Origin of the sequence: Enterobacter cloacae complex sp. S2 (assembly GCF_015159675.1) — a bacterium.
GTDB lineage: Bacteria > Pseudomonadota > Gammaproteobacteria > Enterobacterales > Enterobacteriaceae > Enterobacter > Enterobacter intestinihominis.
Window position 1 is genome coordinate 16,332 of the sequence record NZ_JADDTS010000021.1, and the last position, 16,798, is coordinate 33,129.

Below are 16,798 nucleotides of genomic sequence, written 5' to 3' on the forward strand. Positions count from 1 at the left end.
GCCAGCCTTTACGCTTGCGCTCACAGCCCGGGCATTTGCAATTCGGTTTCATCATTGGTGGATTTCAGACATAAAAAAAGGCCGCCTGAGCGACCTATTTGATGTGTTTAAATTCCCATCGGAATGAGCTGTAAATATACTCTCCGCCATCCTCCCTATCGGTAAGCTTGGCGGTAATTTCAAATTGGCTGCCAATTGGATAAACATTCACATTTGACAACTTTTTAGAACACTCAACAGCAAGTGAGGGGCTAGCCCATTGCCCTGGAATCGGCCTGATATGAACTTTACCCTTCCTGCCTGACGTACTGGCTGGGTAAAAGCTCTCTACAATCAACTTACGATACGGCTCTTCTGGTTTTGCCATAATTCCTCCGCAAAACCATTTTGTATCATGCCGCTTCGGCCAATTTCCACTGCTGACGCTCTTTCTTCAGCTTATCCGCCAACCCCTCGTTGAAGATGCTGCCGTCTTCATTGAGCAGCACCGGTATCTGGCTGCAATAGCAGTTGTACCGGTTACCATTCTCGGCGTAGAAGTCCCGCACCTCTTCCGTGGTGTAGACCTTGCCGTGACGGCTGGCGTGCCAGGTGCGCGTCGTAGGTTTGAGCGCTGACAACCACAGTAGGACGGTATTCAGCCCCAGCCGGTCAGCAGCCCAGTCGGTTTCGTTCCATTGCGCCTGCCGCAGCGCGCCGACCTGCTCAGTCTGAGCTATGGTTTTGGCCTTCGACATCGATACGTCAAGACGCTTGCTGATGACGCTGGCCGTCTCGCGTGGATTCACGCCGCGCGCTACCGCGTCGGTGATGATGCTGGTCAGGTCACCACGGGCTGTATCGCTGATGACCTTCCAGTCGCTGAACGTTGTCAGCCTCGCCGCAGAAATCTGGTTCAGATAACCGGGGCTGCTTAAAAGCTGCTGTAGCGTCGTCTGGCTGGCGTACACCTGAGACTGCTGCGAGAGGTTGTTGAATGCCTCCAGTGTGCCACGCTGAGCTTCTGCGACGACGTAATCCATTGCCCAGAGATTTTGCTCGCCACCTTCCAGCAGATAATCGTCGAGAATGCTCTGCACCGCTTCCAGCAGATCAGCAAGCTCCTGCGCCGACATGTCGTAAATGAACTTGCCGGCGTTGACCTGGTAGAGCCGCATATCCGCGCCGTTGTCGTGGCACAGGAAATGCCAGTTATGGCTATTTACCTCACGCTCTCGCCCGGTCAGGCGCTGGTCTAACAGGGCTTTCAGCGCCACCTTTATCGCGTAATACCGATCCTCAATGTCGCGCTCCATCTTGCTGACGGACTTGCGCGACATTGTTGGGTCAACTTTCGACCGCGGTATCACCGGACTTTTCGGCTTCTGATTCTGGGTCGGCCAGTGGGTCAGGCTTTGGCTTGTTGTCATCTGGCGGCACCTCGTCATCAAGTTCAGGCAGGGCTTGCAGTTCGCCCGCCGCGCGTATCTCGTTTTCGGTGATTGCTGAGCGGCCAAACGCGTTCGTCGACTTCACGGCCACGTCCGCGAGCTTGTCCATGTTGGCAATCTTCTCTGCCTGGCTCGGCGCCAGTAGATCGGACCATCCCACTGTAACTTCTTCGCCGCTGGCTGGAGGAATGAAACCAAGCGTCCAGAAGCGGGTAACCACCTCAGTGATAACTTCGGTCAGGAAGCCATTGCGTCGGCTCATACGGGTTTTTGCCCAGTCCTTCGCATCTTCCGTGCTGGCCCTTTCTCCTGTCTGCATGCCCACCAGCACCTTCACCGGGATCGGCACTGTGGAGCAGAACTCATTGAGCGCAGTCCGCCATGTTGGCTCCGGGTCGGCAACTGCCACGGAAAGCACGCTGGTATCGCCCTCCTGCATGATGACGGCGCTATCTGTGCTGTCATTCAGGCGACGAACCTGGTCATCCATCCCTTCAGAGAGTTGCGCCTCGCTAACGCCCAGCGCTCTTGCCAGCTGCGCAAAACTTGTCTTGGCGCTGAAGTTAAAATTGAGCTGCCGACTGGCATTCTTCAGGAACCCCTCCGCCGCGCCGCCTGATAACTTCTCAAGATCCATCAGCTTGTTGAAGCCCTCTTCCAGCAGAGACTCGCCGGAATCCAGTCTTCCGTCATCTGAACCTTCCGCCAGGATGATGACGCGATCAGGATGAACGTTGATGATTCGCCCGGGCTGGCCACTGCGTTGCTGCTGAACCGGTATCTCGGTAAATGAGTACATGCTAACAGCACCGTAGTCCTCGCTGTTCTGGTCCTCGTTATAACTGACAGGGTCGAGCTGAGCCTCCCAGACCGGGATTAGCCTGACGAGCGCCCTTTCTTGGAGTCTGCCGACCATCGCCTTATCGACAGGTTCCCACCAGGGCTTACTGTCTTTAACCTGGATGAGCAGCGCTGAGTAACGGCCCACTAGGTTACGTTTGTCAGCGCCCTTAATCTGCTTCCAGCAGCGTTTAAGCAGCTTATTGACCCTCTTATCCCAGGGTGTCTGCTGTGTGGCATCCTTAGTCTGGTCGCCTTCGTAAACGTCCGGGTAATCCTCCCAGCAGCCATCAACCATGCGCGCCACTGCGGCGCCAGCGATGGCATTGCGGCGGTATGCCCGGTAAAAGTCATCGAAGCAGAGATCCTGCGGGTACCCAAACTCCTGATACAGGCGCTTACGCTTGGTATTACTGGTGCCATTGAACAGTGCGTTGACGTAACGCATCCGCTCGCGGTCGATGCTGGCATTCGTGGCGAGTTGTATATTTTCGCTTTCGTTCACGGTTTCCTCCGTCAGCGCGAGCGCACCAACATGCCGGTTGATTGTGGTTCAGATAATTCGGTGAGCGCGTATACCGCAGCATCAAGACGGTCAGGTGACTTCTTCGCAGTCGATGGTACGTATTCCATAAGCTGGTTCTCTACCTCGTAGAGGCTTCCCCTGTGAGCGACTCGGCCCTGCGCATACAGCGCGGAGATAGGTTCTGCACGTGCGTATTTGCCCTTACTGGCGTGCACGCGAATAATGCGGCCGACGAACCCGGCATTGCGCAGCGTATCTTCCGCCATATCGCCGCCCTGGTTGGTTTCGATGACGATCGCATCAGCTTCGTGTTGCTCGTAGGCCTCAATGGCTTTGGTAGCCCAGCCGTTGGGTAAATACTTCCCGCTGTAATCTGCATCGAGGCTGTATTGCCGCTCATCGCCGGTACCGTAAACACTGGCGACGGCAATGCCTGATTCGTCACTCTCTTCGCTGTTGGTGGCCTGAGGGTCGATTGCCACTACAGTACGGGCCAGTTCCTGAGTGATACGCATCGCGTGTGAGGCGCTGATCATCTCCTCATTCCACAGCGCCCCTTCCGCATTGAAGCGTTTAGGGTTCTGCATGTACTGAGCTTCGGCGGTGCGCCGGTGAGAGAACAGGGATACGCGGTGAGATTCGTTGTGCTTAAACGGCCACAGCCAGCCATCAGGCAAGCCGTGATCAATCGGGATAGCGTGGGTATTTTCCGGATAAGTTTCTTCGTAGCTGCGACTGCTATCGATAATCACCGGCAGATTCAGGTGATGCCATTTCTCTCCACTCCCGCCCCGCAGCAGATAGCCGCTCAGGTCGTGGTAGTGAATACGCTGCATGATGACAATCATCGGCGTCGTTTCGATCGCCAGTCGTGATTTGATTGTCTCGTTAAAGCGGTTGTTGACGCCGTCACGGACGATCTCCGAGTAAGCATCATCCGGCTTAACTGGGTCATCGATAATCAGCGCGCCCTGCCAGCCTGGCTCCATGTGTCCGGCACGAAAGCCGGTAACCTGACCGGCAGCTGACGACGCATAAACGCCGCCGCCGTGTTCGGTCCACCACATCGCCTTGCTGTCAGCGTCATCGCGTAGCGACATGGGCCACATAGACTGATACGCCTGCGACTTAATCATTCCACGCGCGGTTGAGGAGTTCAGCAGCGCCAGGTTGTGCGAATAGGACAGGTGCATGAAGCGGGCCCGGCAGTTCAGCGCCAGTCCGCGGCCCATCATGTTGATGGTAGCCAGCTCCGTTTTCGTGTACCCAGGCGGGACGTTGATGATCAGGCGCTGAATCTCACCATCAATAACGCGATCCAGTGTTTGCTGTATCACCTTGTGGTGAGGCGCGACGATCATCTTTCCGCCGGTGCGCTGCTTGAAGAAGTAGCGAGCGTAATAGAGCCCGTCCTCTTCGCATTCAACCTTACGGGCAAATGCCCTTTGCTCAGCAGTCGTCATCCTCCAACATCTCCCGCCGGGCAGCCTTGTACTCTTCTTTGGTCAGCGTAGCCATTTCGATTGGCCCACCGTTCTTGCCTGTATGCTCATGAGTGGCCTGCTCTTTGAAAGCCATCACATCTATGTGCCTCCCGAGCAGTTCGAGGTTTTTAACTTTATCCGGCCACTTAATTTTCTTAAGCAGCCCAACCATCTCACGCTCCTCCCCACGGCCTTCAAACATCTCAGCCACATCGAAGCCGCTCAAATATCTTCGCCAGGATGAAGGCCACTCGCTTACTGGCTTCAGACTCATGTCGTCTTTGAGGATGTCGAGCACGTCCATCTGGTCTATCTCAACAAGACGATTCAGGACGTATGTCGCATTTATGCCAACCAGATCATTGCGTTGCGCTTTAAGTTCGGCAATTCTGGATTGGATGTCAGGTTTTGACAGGTTTTCGGACGCAGTGCGGTTTGCGGTCTTGACGCTGTACCCCGCCCGAATAGCCGCCTGTGTAGCGTTTAAATCGATGAGGTACTCGCGACAGAACATCTCTTGTTTGTCAGTGAATGCCATAAAAATCTCTTGAGGAGCTAGCGTGGATTTAATTCAGGCTTACAGAGGATTAATAGATTGCGGACATATAAACCTGTTTCTTGACCCGAAAGTAAATATATCATTTTGTTTGCCACTTACGACTGATGCAGACATCTACTCATGCATCATTGCCACCTGCCATCAATGGAAAACTCCTGAGATAGTCAGTCAGAATGGTGATACTCTAGCTCGATGCTACAGAAACTCTGGAAATAAATGGTCCTTTCTTCCGCGGTACGACTTGATTGCAACAGGATTGAGCAACTCAACAAATACACTGATCCCGCTTACTTTAGGTGCAATGCAGCTGGTCAACGCTAGGCAGATTGTGAGTGCAACTCATTCGCTCTAGATGCTGTGCGTTCTCACTTACTTGCCGCATCAGCCACTGGCACAAAGAGGAACTGATCCACGCTATCCGGTCGGAAGTAACGCCACTCACCTGTATCAGTCGCCAGCGCCACAAACCCATTAACGATTTCAGGCTGGCTGCGCTTCATCAAACCGGTGAAAGTTTCTTTCGATGTCGTGGTGATAGTGATTTTATAGATTTCAGTCATACCAATCCCTAATGTGTTATTTTTTGTAAACTATTACGTGTAATTTCTATATATTAAGCCTCTCATTTCATAAGGATGAACTAAATGAATACGGTAATGTCTTGGTTGTCAGGGTTGTTGTTCGTGGCCGCGCTTGTTTTTGCATTCCACTTCTCACAGCAAACGGCTGTATCTTTTGCTTTTTTATTCGCCGCGTTTGCGTGTACTGAGTTATTTATAGACTGGTCAGGGATTCAGGATGGCGTTTTAAAAAAGATCGGGCTAACGATCTGTAAAGCAATTCCTGTTATAGCAGCAATTCTTCTGGCTTTTAACCCAAATCTATAATTCTTAGAGGTGTTTATTGCCCGCTATAAAAGTGGGCAATAATTTATTTAATTTTCATTGGGTTGAATCCACCTCCATCAACGCCACCATGTCAGGTTCCATTTGTCTTATTTGGGTGACGAATCACTTCAGGCACTGCTGCTGGATATACTCCTGGAGATACTTCACTTTGGCCTGGTCGCTGATGATTCCGGATCGGATACCGAAAATGTTTCGTCCAGCAGCATCAGAGAGTTCGATGCTGGCATCATTGCCCATGCTGCTGGTGCTGGCTGTTTTGGTTGTGGTTGGCTCTGGACAGCGGCCTTTAACGAGCACCCGGCCACCAGCATCAAGCTTGCGCTGCAGAACAGCATTCTCAGCGTTCGCATCTGCTAACTCCTTCGTGTATTTCTCATCGAGTGCGGCAACGTCGCGCTGGCGCACCTGCATGTCTTTGATGGTGGCGTTAGCCAGGAGAAGATTCTTGGTGGCTTTGTCACGCTGGTCTTTGTAGGTGATGGCATTATCGCGGTAGTGGTTCACGAAGAGCACCAGCACGCCGATTACCGTCAACACCAGCAACTGCAACCAGTAACGCCATAGCAGCGCGCCGATCATGACAGGAACAGAGCGCGCTCCGCCTCACGCCGACGGGTCAGCCCATTCAGAGCTTTGCCACCAGCTTTATTCCAGCGCAGGAACTCATCAGAAGCGCCAACGTAATCACCAGCGTTGAGTTTGCGCAGCAGTGTCGATGTAGACAATGACCGGGCGCCGAGGTTATACGTGAACGACACCAGAGCATCGAATTGCCCTTGAGTCAGCCCTACTTTAACCAGGCGGGAGACGTCGCTTTCGTAGCTGACCAGTCCTGTCTTCAGAAGGTGTTCTGCCGTTTCCTGCTTAATCGTCATCCCGGCGCGGATTGGTTTGCCGTCGACAGGCTGAGTCCAGCCATAGCCGATCGTCCAGACGCCGACGCTGTCCTGGTATGCGGTGAGTTTGCATCCTTCGAACTCTTTAATCAGGGCAATGCCCTTTTCGCTGGTTTGCATGGACTACCCCGTTATAACGACCTTCGCCAGGTTCCCGCGTGCCAGCCACACCGCCATGCAGATGACGGAGTTAAGCAGCAGATCGCCGAGGTTAACCTGTACGTAGTGGCCGAGCAGAATGTTGAAGGCGTTGAATCCGGCGGCAAGGATGACCAAGTAGGCCAGCACCGCGACACTCAGGCGATGACGCTTTCCCTCTTTTCGAAAAAACATCAGCCTGACCATGATTAACAGGCAAACTATGGCGTTTGCATCCATCAGAAGAAGCTGCCATGTCATTTATCTTCCTCCCCCAGCCCCGGCATCTTCCCGCTTTTGGATTTGCGGAGAATACGCAGCAGGACTGCCACGGAAATGGAAGCAGTGACAATTGCACCGACAGCTGGCGATACCTCAATGCTGGCCGGTGGCTTCATCAGGCTTAACGGCGTGTTGATGATTCCGGCCATGATTTTCGCCATGGGTACGGAGAAGAACACGCCACTGATAAACGATATCAGCGCAAAGATAGCCTGCTTCCAGAGTTGATGGGGATCTGAGGTCAGAACGTATAGCGCAGTTCCGGCGAGTGATCCGAGCATGACTGCTGGAGTCGCCTCCGGAAACAGCGTGGCAAAGGTTACACCGACTGATGACGATGTAAGACCAACGCCTACGATAGTGAAGGTCTCAGACATATTTATTCCGTGTGTAGTTGGTTCAGGCCCTCGGGACGATTTAACAAGTAGGCGTGTCGATGATGGTTCCCGGAGCCTGAAATAAAAACGGCCCACATGAGTGAGCCTTTGAATAAAGTTTCTTTACATCACTGCCGATACATCCCCTAAAGGAGAGAAAAATGGGCAGACGTAGACGTGGTAGGTACAGAATCAACAAGAATCCGGACTTAGCGGATCGAATTATTCACATGATTATCGATATCGCTATTTTCGTCTTCTTGGTAAAACTTGGGATATCTCTTTTGTTCAAATAAAAAGCCCCGCTCGATGGCGAGGCTCTTAATTCTTTGTCGACAATCAAAGCTATGGCGACGATATCAGATTTACATGAAATATATGCGTTTCAGTTCGGTTTTGCAAGACTTACGTCTAAATTTGTCGCCTTTTGTTGTGAACGTGATCGCGTTACTGAGATAAGCGCACCGCTATCGAGTCGCTTAAAGCTGTTACGCATCGCCAGCCAGTGAGGCAGATACGTTTCTGTCCAGGTGGATTTCGCCACGCCAGCCAACTCCGCCAGCGCCTGATATTCGTACGTCTCACGCCCCGCCAGCTCCGCTTTGACGTCCTGCGCCGCCAGCCATATCAGTTTCTTCAGGCGTTCCATCGTCTTGCCGGCCACTTTCTTAACGCCGAGTTGCTCCACGAATTCAGCCCACGCCCATTGGGTGATAGCCACCTGGTATTCGAAGCGGGTGTTCTCGCTGTAGTTCCATAGCAGCCACGCTCTATGGTGATCTTCCAGCGACAGAAGCGCGCGCCGCCATGACGCGGTCCCGTACTCTACCGGGCTGACCAGCGCAATGGATGAGCCCTTTGCGCGGGACTGGCTGCCGCTCATTGCGGGGCCGTCAGGGTTAACTTTCCGGCCGGTGACCGGGTCGGTGATTTTCTTCCGGCCCCGGCTGCGCGCCGTTGCGGTGAATTGCGCGTTTTCGGCGAAAGCTACCAGTTGCCCTTTCGTTGTCCCGCTCAGATCGGCGGTCGCCACAATGAGCTGCTGACGTACGTATTCCAGTTGCTGACTGTTCATGCGGCTTCCTTCTGTGGCTGATTGGTTTTTGTCTGGCTGTGCTTTGCTACTGGTGGCATGCTGGCGCGCTTAACGCTTTCTGCCTGGTACCGGAGGAAGTCGGTATGGTTCATGCGGCCTCCAGTTCGGTGATGGTCAGTTCAAGCCTGCCGCCTTTGACGATCGGCATTCTCTTCACGCTGTAGTAATCAACCTGCTGGTCATCGAGCCAGAAACCGGATTTCGTCAAGGCATCGAATGCGGCCTTTTGCAGATTGTCCAGGTCCCGGCGGCGGCGATCCGGCATGTGGCACTCGATACGTATTTTCACGGGCGTGGTCAGGCCGATATCCAGCATTGAGTCTTTGATGATTCTGGCGACGCTGTCGCGGTACGCCTGCCCTTCTGCGCTGATATGCGTGCGCCCGCGGTTATGCCGGTAGTAGCGGTTGTTGCTCGGCGGCCATGGGAGACTGATGCGATATTCATTCATGCTTTTACGAGCCCCTCTTTCAGCCAGATAACCTGCGTGCGGGCCATTCCTTCAAGCGCGCACTCCTTTGCATATTCCGCATCGACCAGGCGGGTGCGGCGATCAATCTCGTCGTGGCAACTGCTGCATGCAATGGTGGCGATCAGGTCAGGCGGCTTGATTCCGGTTCCGCACAGCCCCGCCAGGCGGATATGAGCCAGTACAGATGTCTCAGGATTTCCGTTGCATACGCCCGGGATGCGTACCTGGCATTCGCGACCGCGTGCCGCTTTGCATAAATTAGCCATGCGTTCTCCTCGCCGCGAGACGCAGCCATTTCTGATCCACCAGGCGGGCGGTGTAGTCTTTCATAGTCGGGATGTCGGACGGCTTAACCGCGGCTTAGGCTGGCGGCGCGCCGGAACGCGGAAGATTTCGTTTGTGATGACGCGAGAAAGTGGAGTAGACATCATGCCTCCTGCTTATCGCGCAGCTGCTGGTACTTGCTGCTCTGCGGAATGGTCAGGTGGCAGCCGATGTTCATCGCCCAGGCTTCGACTTTGCACAGGAAAATGTACATCTCGCCGGTTTCCAGCTCTGACGTATGGCGGAGTGACTGCACGGTCGTGACCTCTCCGGACACGACATCCACCCGGTCTTTGCTTTCGTAACCGAGATAGGTGTGCTTCATCGCGTCTTTGACCCACTCAGGCGTAGCGAAGGTCTTGCCGCGGGCGATGAGGTACTCGCTGATTTCCGTGTACCACATGTGGCTTAGCGCGTTCTGCGACAGGCTGCGTTTCTCGCGCCATGGTTTGACTTGCAGGCGGAAACATTGCCCGGCATCCAGCAATGGCTGAATCTGCTGGCCTATGGCCGCGAAGTTGCCGCGATGGAGTTTGATACCGTCTACTGGAAGAGTCATACGGCCTCCCTAACGGAAACCGCAGAATGCAGAAAATCGCAGGTGCATTTCTGCATCTGTGACAAGGTGAGGAGTTCAGATTGTGGTCGCATTTAAGTCCCCTTAAATGCGCAGAAGTCACCGGAGTTGTTCAGGCTCCGATGACATGATTATGGCTGCTTGATTCCAGAAAATCAAAGGTTACTAAACCGTGGATGATTTCTTTGGGTGATATTTGCGAATTGCAGCATCAACACGATCGCGAGATGGTAAAACATCAAATGCTATGTTGTAGTATTCACCATCATACGCTTGCTGCCTGACAACATTAAATTCTTTGAACTGGGTCATTTGGTAAGCTACCGGCTCACTGGAATTTGTTGAACGCATTACCGCTTTTGTTACCACGTTTATTTTATCAAGTCCCGCTTCATCGTTCTGGATATCACCTTCATGACCTAAACCAAAAACCAGATAATCTTCCATTTCAAGCTCCTATTGAACCTCATGAAATTCGCATTGGCTTTTTAACTATTTACTAACATTCTTAGGTAAAAAGATTTTTTCACACTTCGCCATTGATGGCTCTCTACCTGATATTTCATAGTACTGGGCATGATTTAGCATGATTTTCTTCATGCTTTCTTCGCAGTCTTTCCTGCTGTAAAAGACATTCACCGGTTCTTTTTCAGTGTTCAAGTTCACCACTTCCAAAGAACAACCTGACATATTGCTGAGGCTGGCACAGGTACTCAAAACCAGCACAAATAGTTCGTGCATAAATGACTCCCTAATTACTGTGCTGGTTATATTGCCCAAACTTTAGCAGAAATTACGACTATTTTTAACGGCGGCGAGCATCGCCTTATAGCGATCCGGAAATCGCGGGCTCTCCCATTGCAGACCCATCGCCTCGCACATCTGATAAGTCGGCTCAATCGGCACCAAAACCCAACCATCCGGAATAACCGGATAGTTGCCAGCCTCATACGCAACGCGCAACCAGTGGAAAAACACCTCCGTCATCACGCATCCACATTCGACGTCAATAGTGCCTGTCTGCTGAGAAAGCCACTGCTCGAATGGCAACTTGTTAGCCGTCGTTACAGGTTCGGATTTACCCTGATTTATGCCGGTGGGCGACTCGGCAATTTTTGGCGAAGAATCCAGAGCTGAAGCGGTCTGCATGGTGGTGAGCGTCTCGGCGTTTTCGACACCCTGAAGCATGGCGGAACACATGGCGTCATATTCAGATATTGGCTGCAATCTGTATCCAGCTGGCACAGCTACCGGCGCTGGAGGTTCGGTGAAGAGTCGCTCAATCACACAGCTCTCAAGTTCGAAAGCATCTGGCTGTCGATGATCCGTATAATCCCAGTGCTCGCTACCGATAGAAGATGGTGGCTTTAACTTTGACCTGAACGCCACAGACTCCGCTTCGAGCGATGCCAGCGCAATATTCATCGCAGCAAGCGCCATTAACGCATCTTCGTTTACTGCGCCGGGCACAGCATCGCGCTCTTCTTCAAGCTCCGCGATGGTCGTCAGGAGCCATTCTTTGGTTAGTTCGCTCATGGGTTAGTCCTTCTTCGCTTCGGCTTTGCGTTCAACTTCACGAATGGAGAAAGAGAAATCATTCAGCAGGATGACAGCAGCCATAATGTTGCTGTGGAGTTGCTCTTCAATGCGGTTTAGCATGATGCGCTGATCGGGATACATCTCTTCAAACTTCGCACGTTCAATCTGCCAGAAGTTGGCCGCTTCTAAAGTTTTATTGGTAGCCATATCACTCTCCTTTAGCGGCTGCGGCGACGTTGATGCCAGCGTTATCACAGGCGATGCGGAATGCCGGCGCAACGTGTGGCACATAGCCGTCGAAGGTTGGCATTTCGACAGTCTTCTTCTCTGCGGCTTCCAGCTTATCCAGCAGCGCCAGCACATCAGTGTCACTTTCATCGGCGAATGTCACACGTGAGCGAGCGTAATGGTCATCCGCGATGTCTCTGCCTTCAGAGAATTTGTAACCCTCACCATCTTTGTCGATGCGGCCAGTGCATCCGTATACAACACCTCCAGCACCGGCACGCTGTATTGTCATTAAAGACCCGCAGATGTGGCAATTCGGTGCAGGCTTCTCAGAGTAGCGCTCACGCAGCGCCTGTTTGTCGATGTTGCTCATTGGGCGGCCTCCTGCATGGCTGGGTCTGCTGGTAAAGTCATGTGCGGCACTTCAATCAGTTCTGCACGAGCATCAGCCGTGTTCAGCGCCATTAATGCGACGATCCGCTTCTGCTCAGCATCCATTCGTAACGCTACTGTCTTGCCGTTCAAATTGAAGAACACCGCAACGTTTTGATATCTTCGATTTTCATACCCCTACCCTCCCCCAAACCATCAATACTCGCTTCATAGCCGCGCTGTTGCGGCACTCCTGGCAGATCACGCTTGCCTCTGTACGCTGAACCAGCTTCGAATTTCCCTTCGGCATCGCCGGTATGGTTTCCGGTGCGTATTTCATGCCGTAGCTGGTCAGCCGATACAGCCGCTGGCCATGCTTACCTTCGAACTCGATCAGGCCGTCTGCAAACAACGTGCTTAACGGGCCGGAAATCTTTTTGGTGGTCATGCCGATCATGCTGGCAATGCGAGCACTATTCAGGCCCGGGTTGTTACGCAGGGCTGCAAGAATCTGCCCGCGGATTGTTATGGTCATATCACACCATCCCGTTCGACTTGTTGCGGTTGTACTTCGCCTGGAGCAGCTGGATCGGCGTAGGCCCATGCTCTGCGGCAGGCGCTGCAATTGCCCGGCGTACCGGCGGCACTGGTTTACCCTCGGTGACGCGCTTCTCCCACATGTCCAGCAGATCGCCCGCTTCGCGCGCCAGCTCACCATGAGTTAACTGGCGCTCTGTGCTGCGGTGGCGCAGTTCAACGCATATGTGGTACATGACCGGCTGCGACCAGGGAAATTGCTCACTGGAAGTGAATTCAAACGAACGGTTACGCCAGTCCCAGTATTCGGCGATCACCTGGTCAACGTTGACGCCCAGCACCCCGCCGCTCTGTTTGCACCAGGCGACGAACTGGCCCGGCGACGGCATGAATGGGCGCTCCTGGCGGCGGGCAATGCGCATACCGGCATCTACTTGCGCCATTGAGTGGATCCCGTTCTCCTGAAACGCCAGCAGCCACTGACGGCGGAATTCGTTCAGGTCGTCCTGGGTGCGGAAGTTCGCCATGCTGGCCGGGAACGCGGCACGCAGCTGGTTGAACAGTCCGTTGAATACCTGCGCCACCTGCTCGACTGGCGCCTGCTGCTGGTACTGTTCTGGCAGGTTATGGGCCATGCGGCTCATCTGCTCGCGATCGTGGTTACGCATCTGCTCTGCAAGAGATTTCATCGAATCACCTCATAGGCCCAGTCAGTGTTGTTGAAGTCCAGATCCGGCTTTACGCCTCGCTGCTCACCACCTGCGCTGCGTTGCATCGTCAGCCTGTCCCACTGCTTACGCAGGCTTTCCGGGCTCAGGATGTTGGTCTGCCAGAAGTGGTGTTTGCTTGCCCAGTCATACAGCGCGCAGATGTCCTGGTGCGACCGGTTGTCTATCTGGCGCATCAGGCGAACAGTGTTAGACCAGGAGGTCATGTCCGGGGCTTTGCAGGTTGGGTTAATCAGCTTCACCCTTGAGGAAATCCACTTAGCTGTCTCGAGGTCTTCAGCAGAGCCCCACTTCGCACCGGATGGTGTGTAGACCGCAGCTTCAGGATGAGTTGATAAAAATTTCTTCAGACGTGCGTCAGAGGATTCGTCAGAATTCTCGGACGAAGATCTTTTAATACTGTTCTTGTTCTTGTATTGGGTGTCTACCGTTTTCGGGAAGGTTATTCCTGATTTCGGGAAGGATTTTCCCGTTTTCGGGAATTTTCTTCCCGTTTCCGGTTTGTCTAAAATCCATGCTGAAAGGTCAGTGTTTACACCGACGATTTTCATCATGCCCTGCTTCTGTGAAAAGATGATTTTGCGTTCTGCGAGAGACTTAAGCGCGTCCGATACATGCGTATCGCTCAGGCCCGTAAGCTCGGCAATAACCGTATTTGTCACACGGTCCTGTTTCTTGTTCCAGCCGTAGGTAAGCCAGATCACCGCCTCAAAACACTGCCACTCCCGGCCTGACATTCTCAGACGAGGTTTGAGCTGTTGAATCTCGTTAGCGACCTTGGTATACCCGTTCGACAGGTCGGCCATACGACCTCCCGGTTGTTCGGTTTTGTTTGGGAAATTGATAATTTCAGCGGTGTTTGACATACTTACTCCTGCAAAGAGTCCAAACGATTTGCACCAGAAAGTCGGTTCTGTTCGCGCAGACCGGCTTTCGCCATTTCTGTAGTTCTCACATAACCCCCAGCATCGAAGTGACCATGGCCATCAGCGGCGCGGTCAGGTCCGGGTCGACACGGAACATCTCTACAATCCCTTCACTGAGTTCCTTGAGCTTCTGGTGACGCGGAGCGTTCATCGCAACGGCCACTTTCGCCTCGCTCGTTTCCTTCTCAAGTCGAGCTAAGCGGGACATGAAACTGTCCTCGGGAAGAAGTCGATGGCGATACTCCAGAGGCAGAACGGCCATGATTGCGGGTGTCAGCTGGCGCACGTTCTCGCGGTACTGCTCAGAGTCGTAGCGGTTATCGAGGAAGCGGAACAGCTTCTGGCGCTGACGGCTCAAGTCCTCCGGGAAGGTGATATCCACCCCGCCCTGCTCCCGGTACTCGTTGACGATCAGCATCGTCACTACGTCCTGACCCTGAGAAGCTGCCCATGAGCGGATCGCATTGCGGATCGCGTCGTGGTTATCTTCTTGTTTTTGCTGAGCGCGATTTATCATCACGCCGGGAGAAAATCCGATACTCTTTTGATAAGTAAGTGAGTGCATATACGTTCCATTTGTTTGAAATAGTTAATGTTTATTGGTTTTGTTTATCGTGCACCATTGACAGTCAACCTTGACCACGCCGGGCACCCGACCATATACCGGGCCGTTCGGTTAATGTTTTGGATATTAAGCTGCGGACTGCTCGACCTTCGGGAAGAGAGTCGGCAGGTCTGGGCGAATCTGGTGAGCCTTAATTGCCCCACCAGTTGCGCTTACAATGCTCCCAACGTGCTCAGGGGAGACCTTTGCTTTGTTGTGCAGCCACTTGTAAACGGCCTGCTGTGATACTTCGCAGGCATCGCCCAGTTTTTTCTGAGAACCAACGATACTGATCGCGGTTTTAATTACTGGGTTCATAACAACCTCCGTAGTGAATATGAAAGAAGAATAAAACCATGGTTGTATTTAGTCAACAACCATTTTCGTTTGATGGATTAAAACCACGGTTGTACATTTGAGATTATGAAAACGACACTCGCTGAAAGACTTAAAGAAGCGCGATCTGCGCGGGGGCTTACGCAAAAGGCTCTCGGGGATCTGGTTGGGGTTAGCCAGGCAGCCATTCAGAAGATTGAAACTGGCAAGGCCAATCAGACCACCAAGCTTGTAGATATTGCTAACGCTCTGGGGGTAATGCCTGACTGGCTTAGCTCAGGCGAAGGATCTATGCATAACGGCGCAAAGTACCCAGTGGCCGCTTTAACAGCACATCCGGCCTCTGACGTTTTCCGCGTCGACGTTCTCGACCTGACTGTTAGTGCGGGGCCAGGCTCTTTCATGATTTCGGAATTTGTAGAAGTTCTGCACGCCATTGAGTTCACTACTGAGCACGCGCGCTCCCTCTTTGGGAATCGCACTCAGCATGATGTGAAGGTGATGACTGTGGACGGTGACAGCATGTGCCCGACAATACAGTCTGGCGATCGACTCTTCTTCGATGTTTCAGTGAGGAACTTCAAAGTTGACGGGGTGTATGCGTTTGTCTTCGGGCAGCACTTCCACGTTAAGCGTCTGCAAATGCAGGGACTCCAGCTGGCTGTGCTTTCCGATAACCCGGCGTACAAAGACTGGTATGTGACAGAAGAAAATCAGGACCAGTTGTACATCATGGGTAAGGCGCTGATCCATGAGTCCACTGCATACAACAAGCTTTAGTTATGGACTTAATAAGTGCCTGGCGATCGGAGAGGGTATCTAGACAATAACGTGCGGGAATTAGACAGCTTGAAGGTGAATTACGCACTAAATAATTGATACTAAATAAAAAAACATCAAGCTTTGAAAGGTTTTCTTATGAGCACGAAAGAATTCAAGTTAATTACATTTGAGGAATTTGCAGAATATCTCAATAGCTTAGCGGGAGATCATACCTGCCCTATTTGCTGTGAAGAGGCCTGGACGCTTTACACCCCTAATGAGCTTACCCCTGGAGATGATGAAAACAGGCCTAGAATGGTGCCAACCATACCAGGATCTACCTTTAAAAAGAACGTTGACGAGAAATCCAGCAGCCTGTATAAAACGCCAGCTCTAGATGTACTGATTATGCAATGCCAGAACTGTGGATATATCAACTTTTTTAACTATAGAAAAGTTGAACAGAACCTTGTTGACAAGAATTACATTAAAGTAAAACATGACAAGGCTGACGACGATGAAACAGCATAAGGATGACTATTATCAGCCAGCGGATCTCGATGGGATGCAAATTTTCCCCTCGCGCCACACACAATACCGCGACCATCATTCATCTCCAAGTTTTCATCCACTTGATTTGAATAGAGCAGGGTATGTATTTACTACGCCTAATCAGAACGATAATGATGAAGAGACTATCAATGATATGAGCAACAAAGGAATCAGCAGAAGCGAGTTTTGGCTCGGTACTATAGGGGTTATGGTTACCTGCCTTGTTGCAGCCATAGGTGCGACATGGACTATTTCTAACAATATCAGTGATAAAACTAACGAAACTAGGGAAGGTGCGAACAAGT

General features: G+C 52.4%; 30 protein-coding genes and 1 pseudogene. 4 read left to right on the plus strand and 27 right to left on the minus strand.

From position 1 onward, the window contains the following. Positions 1-94 precede the first annotated feature (94 nt). The 6 genes from IPZ49_RS11770 to IPZ49_RS11795 all read right to left on the minus strand — a co-directional run bounded on the left by IPZ49_RS11770 (position 95) and on the right by IPZ49_RS11795 (position 5,399). On the minus strand, positions 95-367 hold the full coding sequence (locus tag IPZ49_RS11770) for a hypothetical protein (RefSeq protein WP_015705879.1): 273 nt from the start codon (positions 365-367) through the stop codon (positions 95-97). Positions 368-392: 25 nt separating this feature from the next. Further along, on the minus strand, positions 393-1,295 hold the full coding sequence (locus IPZ49_RS11775; RefSeq protein ID WP_227754083.1) for a phage minor head protein: 903 nt from the start codon (positions 1,293-1,295) through the stop codon (positions 393-395). A 31-nt stretch (positions 1,296-1,326) separates the two neighbouring features. Next, entirely contained in the window at positions 1,327-2,775 is a 1,449-nt protein-coding gene (locus tag IPZ49_RS11780; RefSeq protein WP_062937881.1) for a DUF1073 domain-containing protein, read from the minus strand. An 11-nt stretch (positions 2,776-2,786) separates the two neighbouring features. Then, a complete protein-coding gene (locus IPZ49_RS11785; protein WP_062937882.1) occupies positions 2,787-4,259 on the minus strand; it encodes a DNA-packaging protein in 1,473 nt (490 codons plus the stop codon). Then, positions 4,246-4,818: a terminase small subunit gene (locus tag IPZ49_RS11790; protein ID WP_062937883.1), complete on the minus strand. Its 573-nt coding sequence runs from the start codon at positions 4,816-4,818 to the stop codon at positions 4,246-4,248. Before IPZ49_RS11790 ends, IPZ49_RS11785 begins: the two co-directional genes overlap by 14 nt. Before the next feature lie 386 nt (positions 4,819-5,204). Further along, positions 5,205-5,399 carry a hypothetical protein gene (locus tag IPZ49_RS11795; RefSeq protein WP_062937884.1) on the minus strand — a complete coding sequence of 65 codons (195 nt, stop codon included), beginning with the start codon at positions 5,397-5,399 and terminating at the stop codon, positions 5,205-5,207. An 84-nt stretch (positions 5,400-5,483) separates the two neighbouring features. Here IPZ49_RS11795 and IPZ49_RS11800 point away from each other — a divergent pair, with 84 nt between their 5' ends. Beyond that, positions 5,484-5,726: a hypothetical protein gene (locus IPZ49_RS11800; RefSeq protein ID WP_062937885.1), complete on the plus strand. Its 243-nt coding sequence runs from the start codon at positions 5,484-5,486 to the stop codon at positions 5,724-5,726. Between the two features lie 123 nt (positions 5,727-5,849). Here IPZ49_RS11800 and IPZ49_RS23345 read toward each other — a convergent pair whose 3' ends face one another. The 21 genes and pseudogenes from IPZ49_RS23345 to IPZ49_RS11895 all read right to left on the minus strand — a co-directional run bounded on the left by IPZ49_RS23345 (position 5,850) and on the right by IPZ49_RS11895 (position 15,161). After that, the gene (locus tag IPZ49_RS23345; RefSeq protein ID WP_062937886.1) at positions 5,850-6,326 is read right to left on the minus strand and encodes a lysis protein; all 477 of its coding nucleotides are present in this window, start codon (positions 6,324-6,326) and stop codon (positions 5,850-5,852) included. Beyond that, a complete protein-coding gene (locus tag IPZ49_RS11810) occupies positions 6,323-6,763 on the minus strand; it encodes a lysozyme (RefSeq protein ID WP_062937887.1) in 441 nt (146 codons plus the stop codon). The genes IPZ49_RS23345 and IPZ49_RS11810 overlap by 4 nt, the downstream gene beginning before the upstream one ends. A gap of 3 nt (positions 6,764-6,766) precedes the next feature. Beyond that, the gene (locus tag IPZ49_RS11815) at positions 6,767-7,042 is read right to left on the minus strand and encodes a phage holin family protein (protein WP_062937888.1); all 276 of its coding nucleotides are present in this window, start codon (positions 7,040-7,042) and stop codon (positions 6,767-6,769) included. Further along, positions 7,039-7,440 carry a putative holin gene (locus IPZ49_RS11820; RefSeq protein ID WP_001514183.1) on the minus strand — a complete coding sequence of 134 codons (402 nt, stop codon included), beginning with the start codon at positions 7,438-7,440 and terminating at the stop codon, positions 7,039-7,041. The genes IPZ49_RS11815 and IPZ49_RS11820 overlap by 4 nt, the downstream gene beginning before the upstream one ends. Before the next feature lie 385 nt (positions 7,441-7,825). Beyond that, positions 7,826-8,515, minus strand: a complete 690-nt coding sequence (locus IPZ49_RS11825) for a bacteriophage antitermination protein Q (protein WP_062937889.1) — start codon at positions 8,513-8,515, stop codon at positions 7,826-7,828. Then, positions 8,512-8,628, minus strand: a complete 117-nt coding sequence (locus tag IPZ49_RS23145) for a hypothetical protein (protein ID WP_094166857.1) — start codon at positions 8,626-8,628, stop codon at positions 8,512-8,514. The genes IPZ49_RS11825 and IPZ49_RS23145 overlap by 4 nt, the downstream gene beginning before the upstream one ends. Further along, positions 8,625-8,987 (minus strand): crossover junction endodeoxyribonuclease RusA, encoded by a 363-nt coding sequence (gene rusA / locus IPZ49_RS11830; RefSeq protein ID WP_061856551.1) that lies wholly within the window; start codon positions 8,985-8,987, stop codon positions 8,625-8,627. Before rusA ends, IPZ49_RS23145 begins: the two co-directional genes overlap by 4 nt. After that, positions 8,984-9,274 carry a DUF1364 domain-containing protein gene (locus IPZ49_RS11835; protein WP_015964709.1) on the minus strand — a complete coding sequence of 97 codons (291 nt, stop codon included), beginning with the start codon at positions 9,272-9,274 and terminating at the stop codon, positions 8,984-8,986. Before IPZ49_RS11835 ends, rusA begins: the two co-directional genes overlap by 4 nt. After that, positions 9,267-9,436, minus strand: a pseudogene (locus IPZ49_RS23150) (NinE family protein). The gene IPZ49_RS11835 and the pseudogene IPZ49_RS23150 overlap by 8 nt, the downstream one beginning before the upstream one ends. After that, complete coding sequence (locus IPZ49_RS11840; protein WP_063932739.1) at positions 9,436-9,891, minus strand: YbcN family protein; 456 nt, start codon at positions 9,889-9,891, stop codon at positions 9,436-9,438. The pseudogene IPZ49_RS23150 and the gene IPZ49_RS11840 overlap by 1 nt, the downstream one beginning before the upstream one ends. Before the next feature lie 183 nt (positions 9,892-10,074). Further along, the gene (locus IPZ49_RS11845) at positions 10,075-10,356 is read right to left on the minus strand and encodes a hypothetical protein (RefSeq protein ID WP_062937890.1); all 282 of its coding nucleotides are present in this window, start codon (positions 10,354-10,356) and stop codon (positions 10,075-10,077) included. Positions 10,357-10,401: 45 nt separating this feature from the next. Beyond that, on the minus strand, positions 10,402-10,650 hold the full coding sequence (locus IPZ49_RS11850; RefSeq protein WP_223832648.1) for a hypothetical protein: 249 nt from the start codon (positions 10,648-10,650) through the stop codon (positions 10,402-10,404). A gap of 42 nt (positions 10,651-10,692) precedes the next feature. After that, entirely contained in the window at positions 10,693-11,445 is a 753-nt protein-coding gene (locus tag IPZ49_RS23155) for a hypothetical protein (protein WP_062937891.1), read from the minus strand. Between the two features lie 3 nt (positions 11,446-11,448). Then, positions 11,449-11,655, minus strand: coding sequence for a hypothetical protein (locus IPZ49_RS11860; protein ID WP_062937892.1), 207 nt, complete (start codon positions 11,653-11,655; stop codon positions 11,449-11,451). 1 nt (position 11,656) lies between these two features. Beyond that, positions 11,657-12,049, minus strand: a complete 393-nt coding sequence (locus tag IPZ49_RS11865) for an ead/Ea22-like family protein (protein ID WP_063932738.1) — start codon at positions 12,047-12,049, stop codon at positions 11,657-11,659. Next, positions 12,046-12,174 carry a hypothetical protein gene (locus IPZ49_RS23350; RefSeq protein WP_255518659.1) on the minus strand — a complete coding sequence of 43 codons (129 nt, stop codon included), beginning with the start codon at positions 12,172-12,174 and terminating at the stop codon, positions 12,046-12,048. Before IPZ49_RS23350 ends, IPZ49_RS11865 begins: the two co-directional genes overlap by 4 nt. A 64-nt stretch (positions 12,175-12,238) precedes the next feature. After that, the gene (locus IPZ49_RS11875; protein ID WP_062937894.1) at positions 12,239-12,583 is read right to left on the minus strand and encodes a winged helix-turn-helix domain-containing protein; all 345 of its coding nucleotides are present in this window, start codon (positions 12,581-12,583) and stop codon (positions 12,239-12,241) included. Between the two features lies 1 nt (position 12,584). Beyond that, complete coding sequence (locus IPZ49_RS11880; RefSeq protein ID WP_062937895.1) at positions 12,585-13,274, minus strand: replication protein P; 690 nt, start codon at positions 13,272-13,274, stop codon at positions 12,585-12,587. Continuing rightward, a complete protein-coding gene (locus IPZ49_RS11885) occupies positions 13,271-14,179 on the minus strand; it encodes a replication protein (protein WP_062937896.1) in 909 nt (302 codons plus the stop codon). Before IPZ49_RS11885 ends, IPZ49_RS11880 begins: the two co-directional genes overlap by 4 nt. 85 nt (positions 14,180-14,264) lie before the next feature. Then, entirely contained in the window at positions 14,265-14,804 is a 540-nt protein-coding gene (locus IPZ49_RS11890; RefSeq protein ID WP_062937897.1) for a toxin YdaT domain-containing protein, read from the minus strand. A gap of 126 nt (positions 14,805-14,930) precedes the next feature. Next, positions 14,931-15,161 (minus strand): helix-turn-helix domain-containing protein, encoded by a 231-nt coding sequence (locus IPZ49_RS11895; protein ID WP_062937898.1) that lies wholly within the window; start codon positions 15,159-15,161, stop codon positions 14,931-14,933. Between the two features lie 105 nt (positions 15,162-15,266). Here IPZ49_RS11895 and IPZ49_RS11900 point away from each other — a divergent pair, with 105 nt between their 5' ends. The 3 genes from IPZ49_RS11900 to IPZ49_RS11910 all read left to right on the plus strand — a co-directional run. Then, a complete protein-coding gene (locus tag IPZ49_RS11900) occupies positions 15,267-15,959 on the plus strand; it encodes a helix-turn-helix transcriptional regulator (RefSeq protein WP_062937899.1) in 693 nt (230 codons plus the stop codon). A 138-nt stretch (positions 15,960-16,097) separates the two neighbouring features. Next, positions 16,098-16,472, plus strand: coding sequence for a hypothetical protein (locus IPZ49_RS11905; RefSeq protein ID WP_062937900.1), 375 nt, complete (start codon positions 16,098-16,100; stop codon positions 16,470-16,472). Then, positions 16,459-16,798, plus strand: a 340-nt coding sequence (locus IPZ49_RS11910; RefSeq protein WP_193762844.1) for a hypothetical protein, incomplete at its 3' end; no start/stop codon positions are given. The genes IPZ49_RS11905 and IPZ49_RS11910, both read left to right, overlap by 14 nt.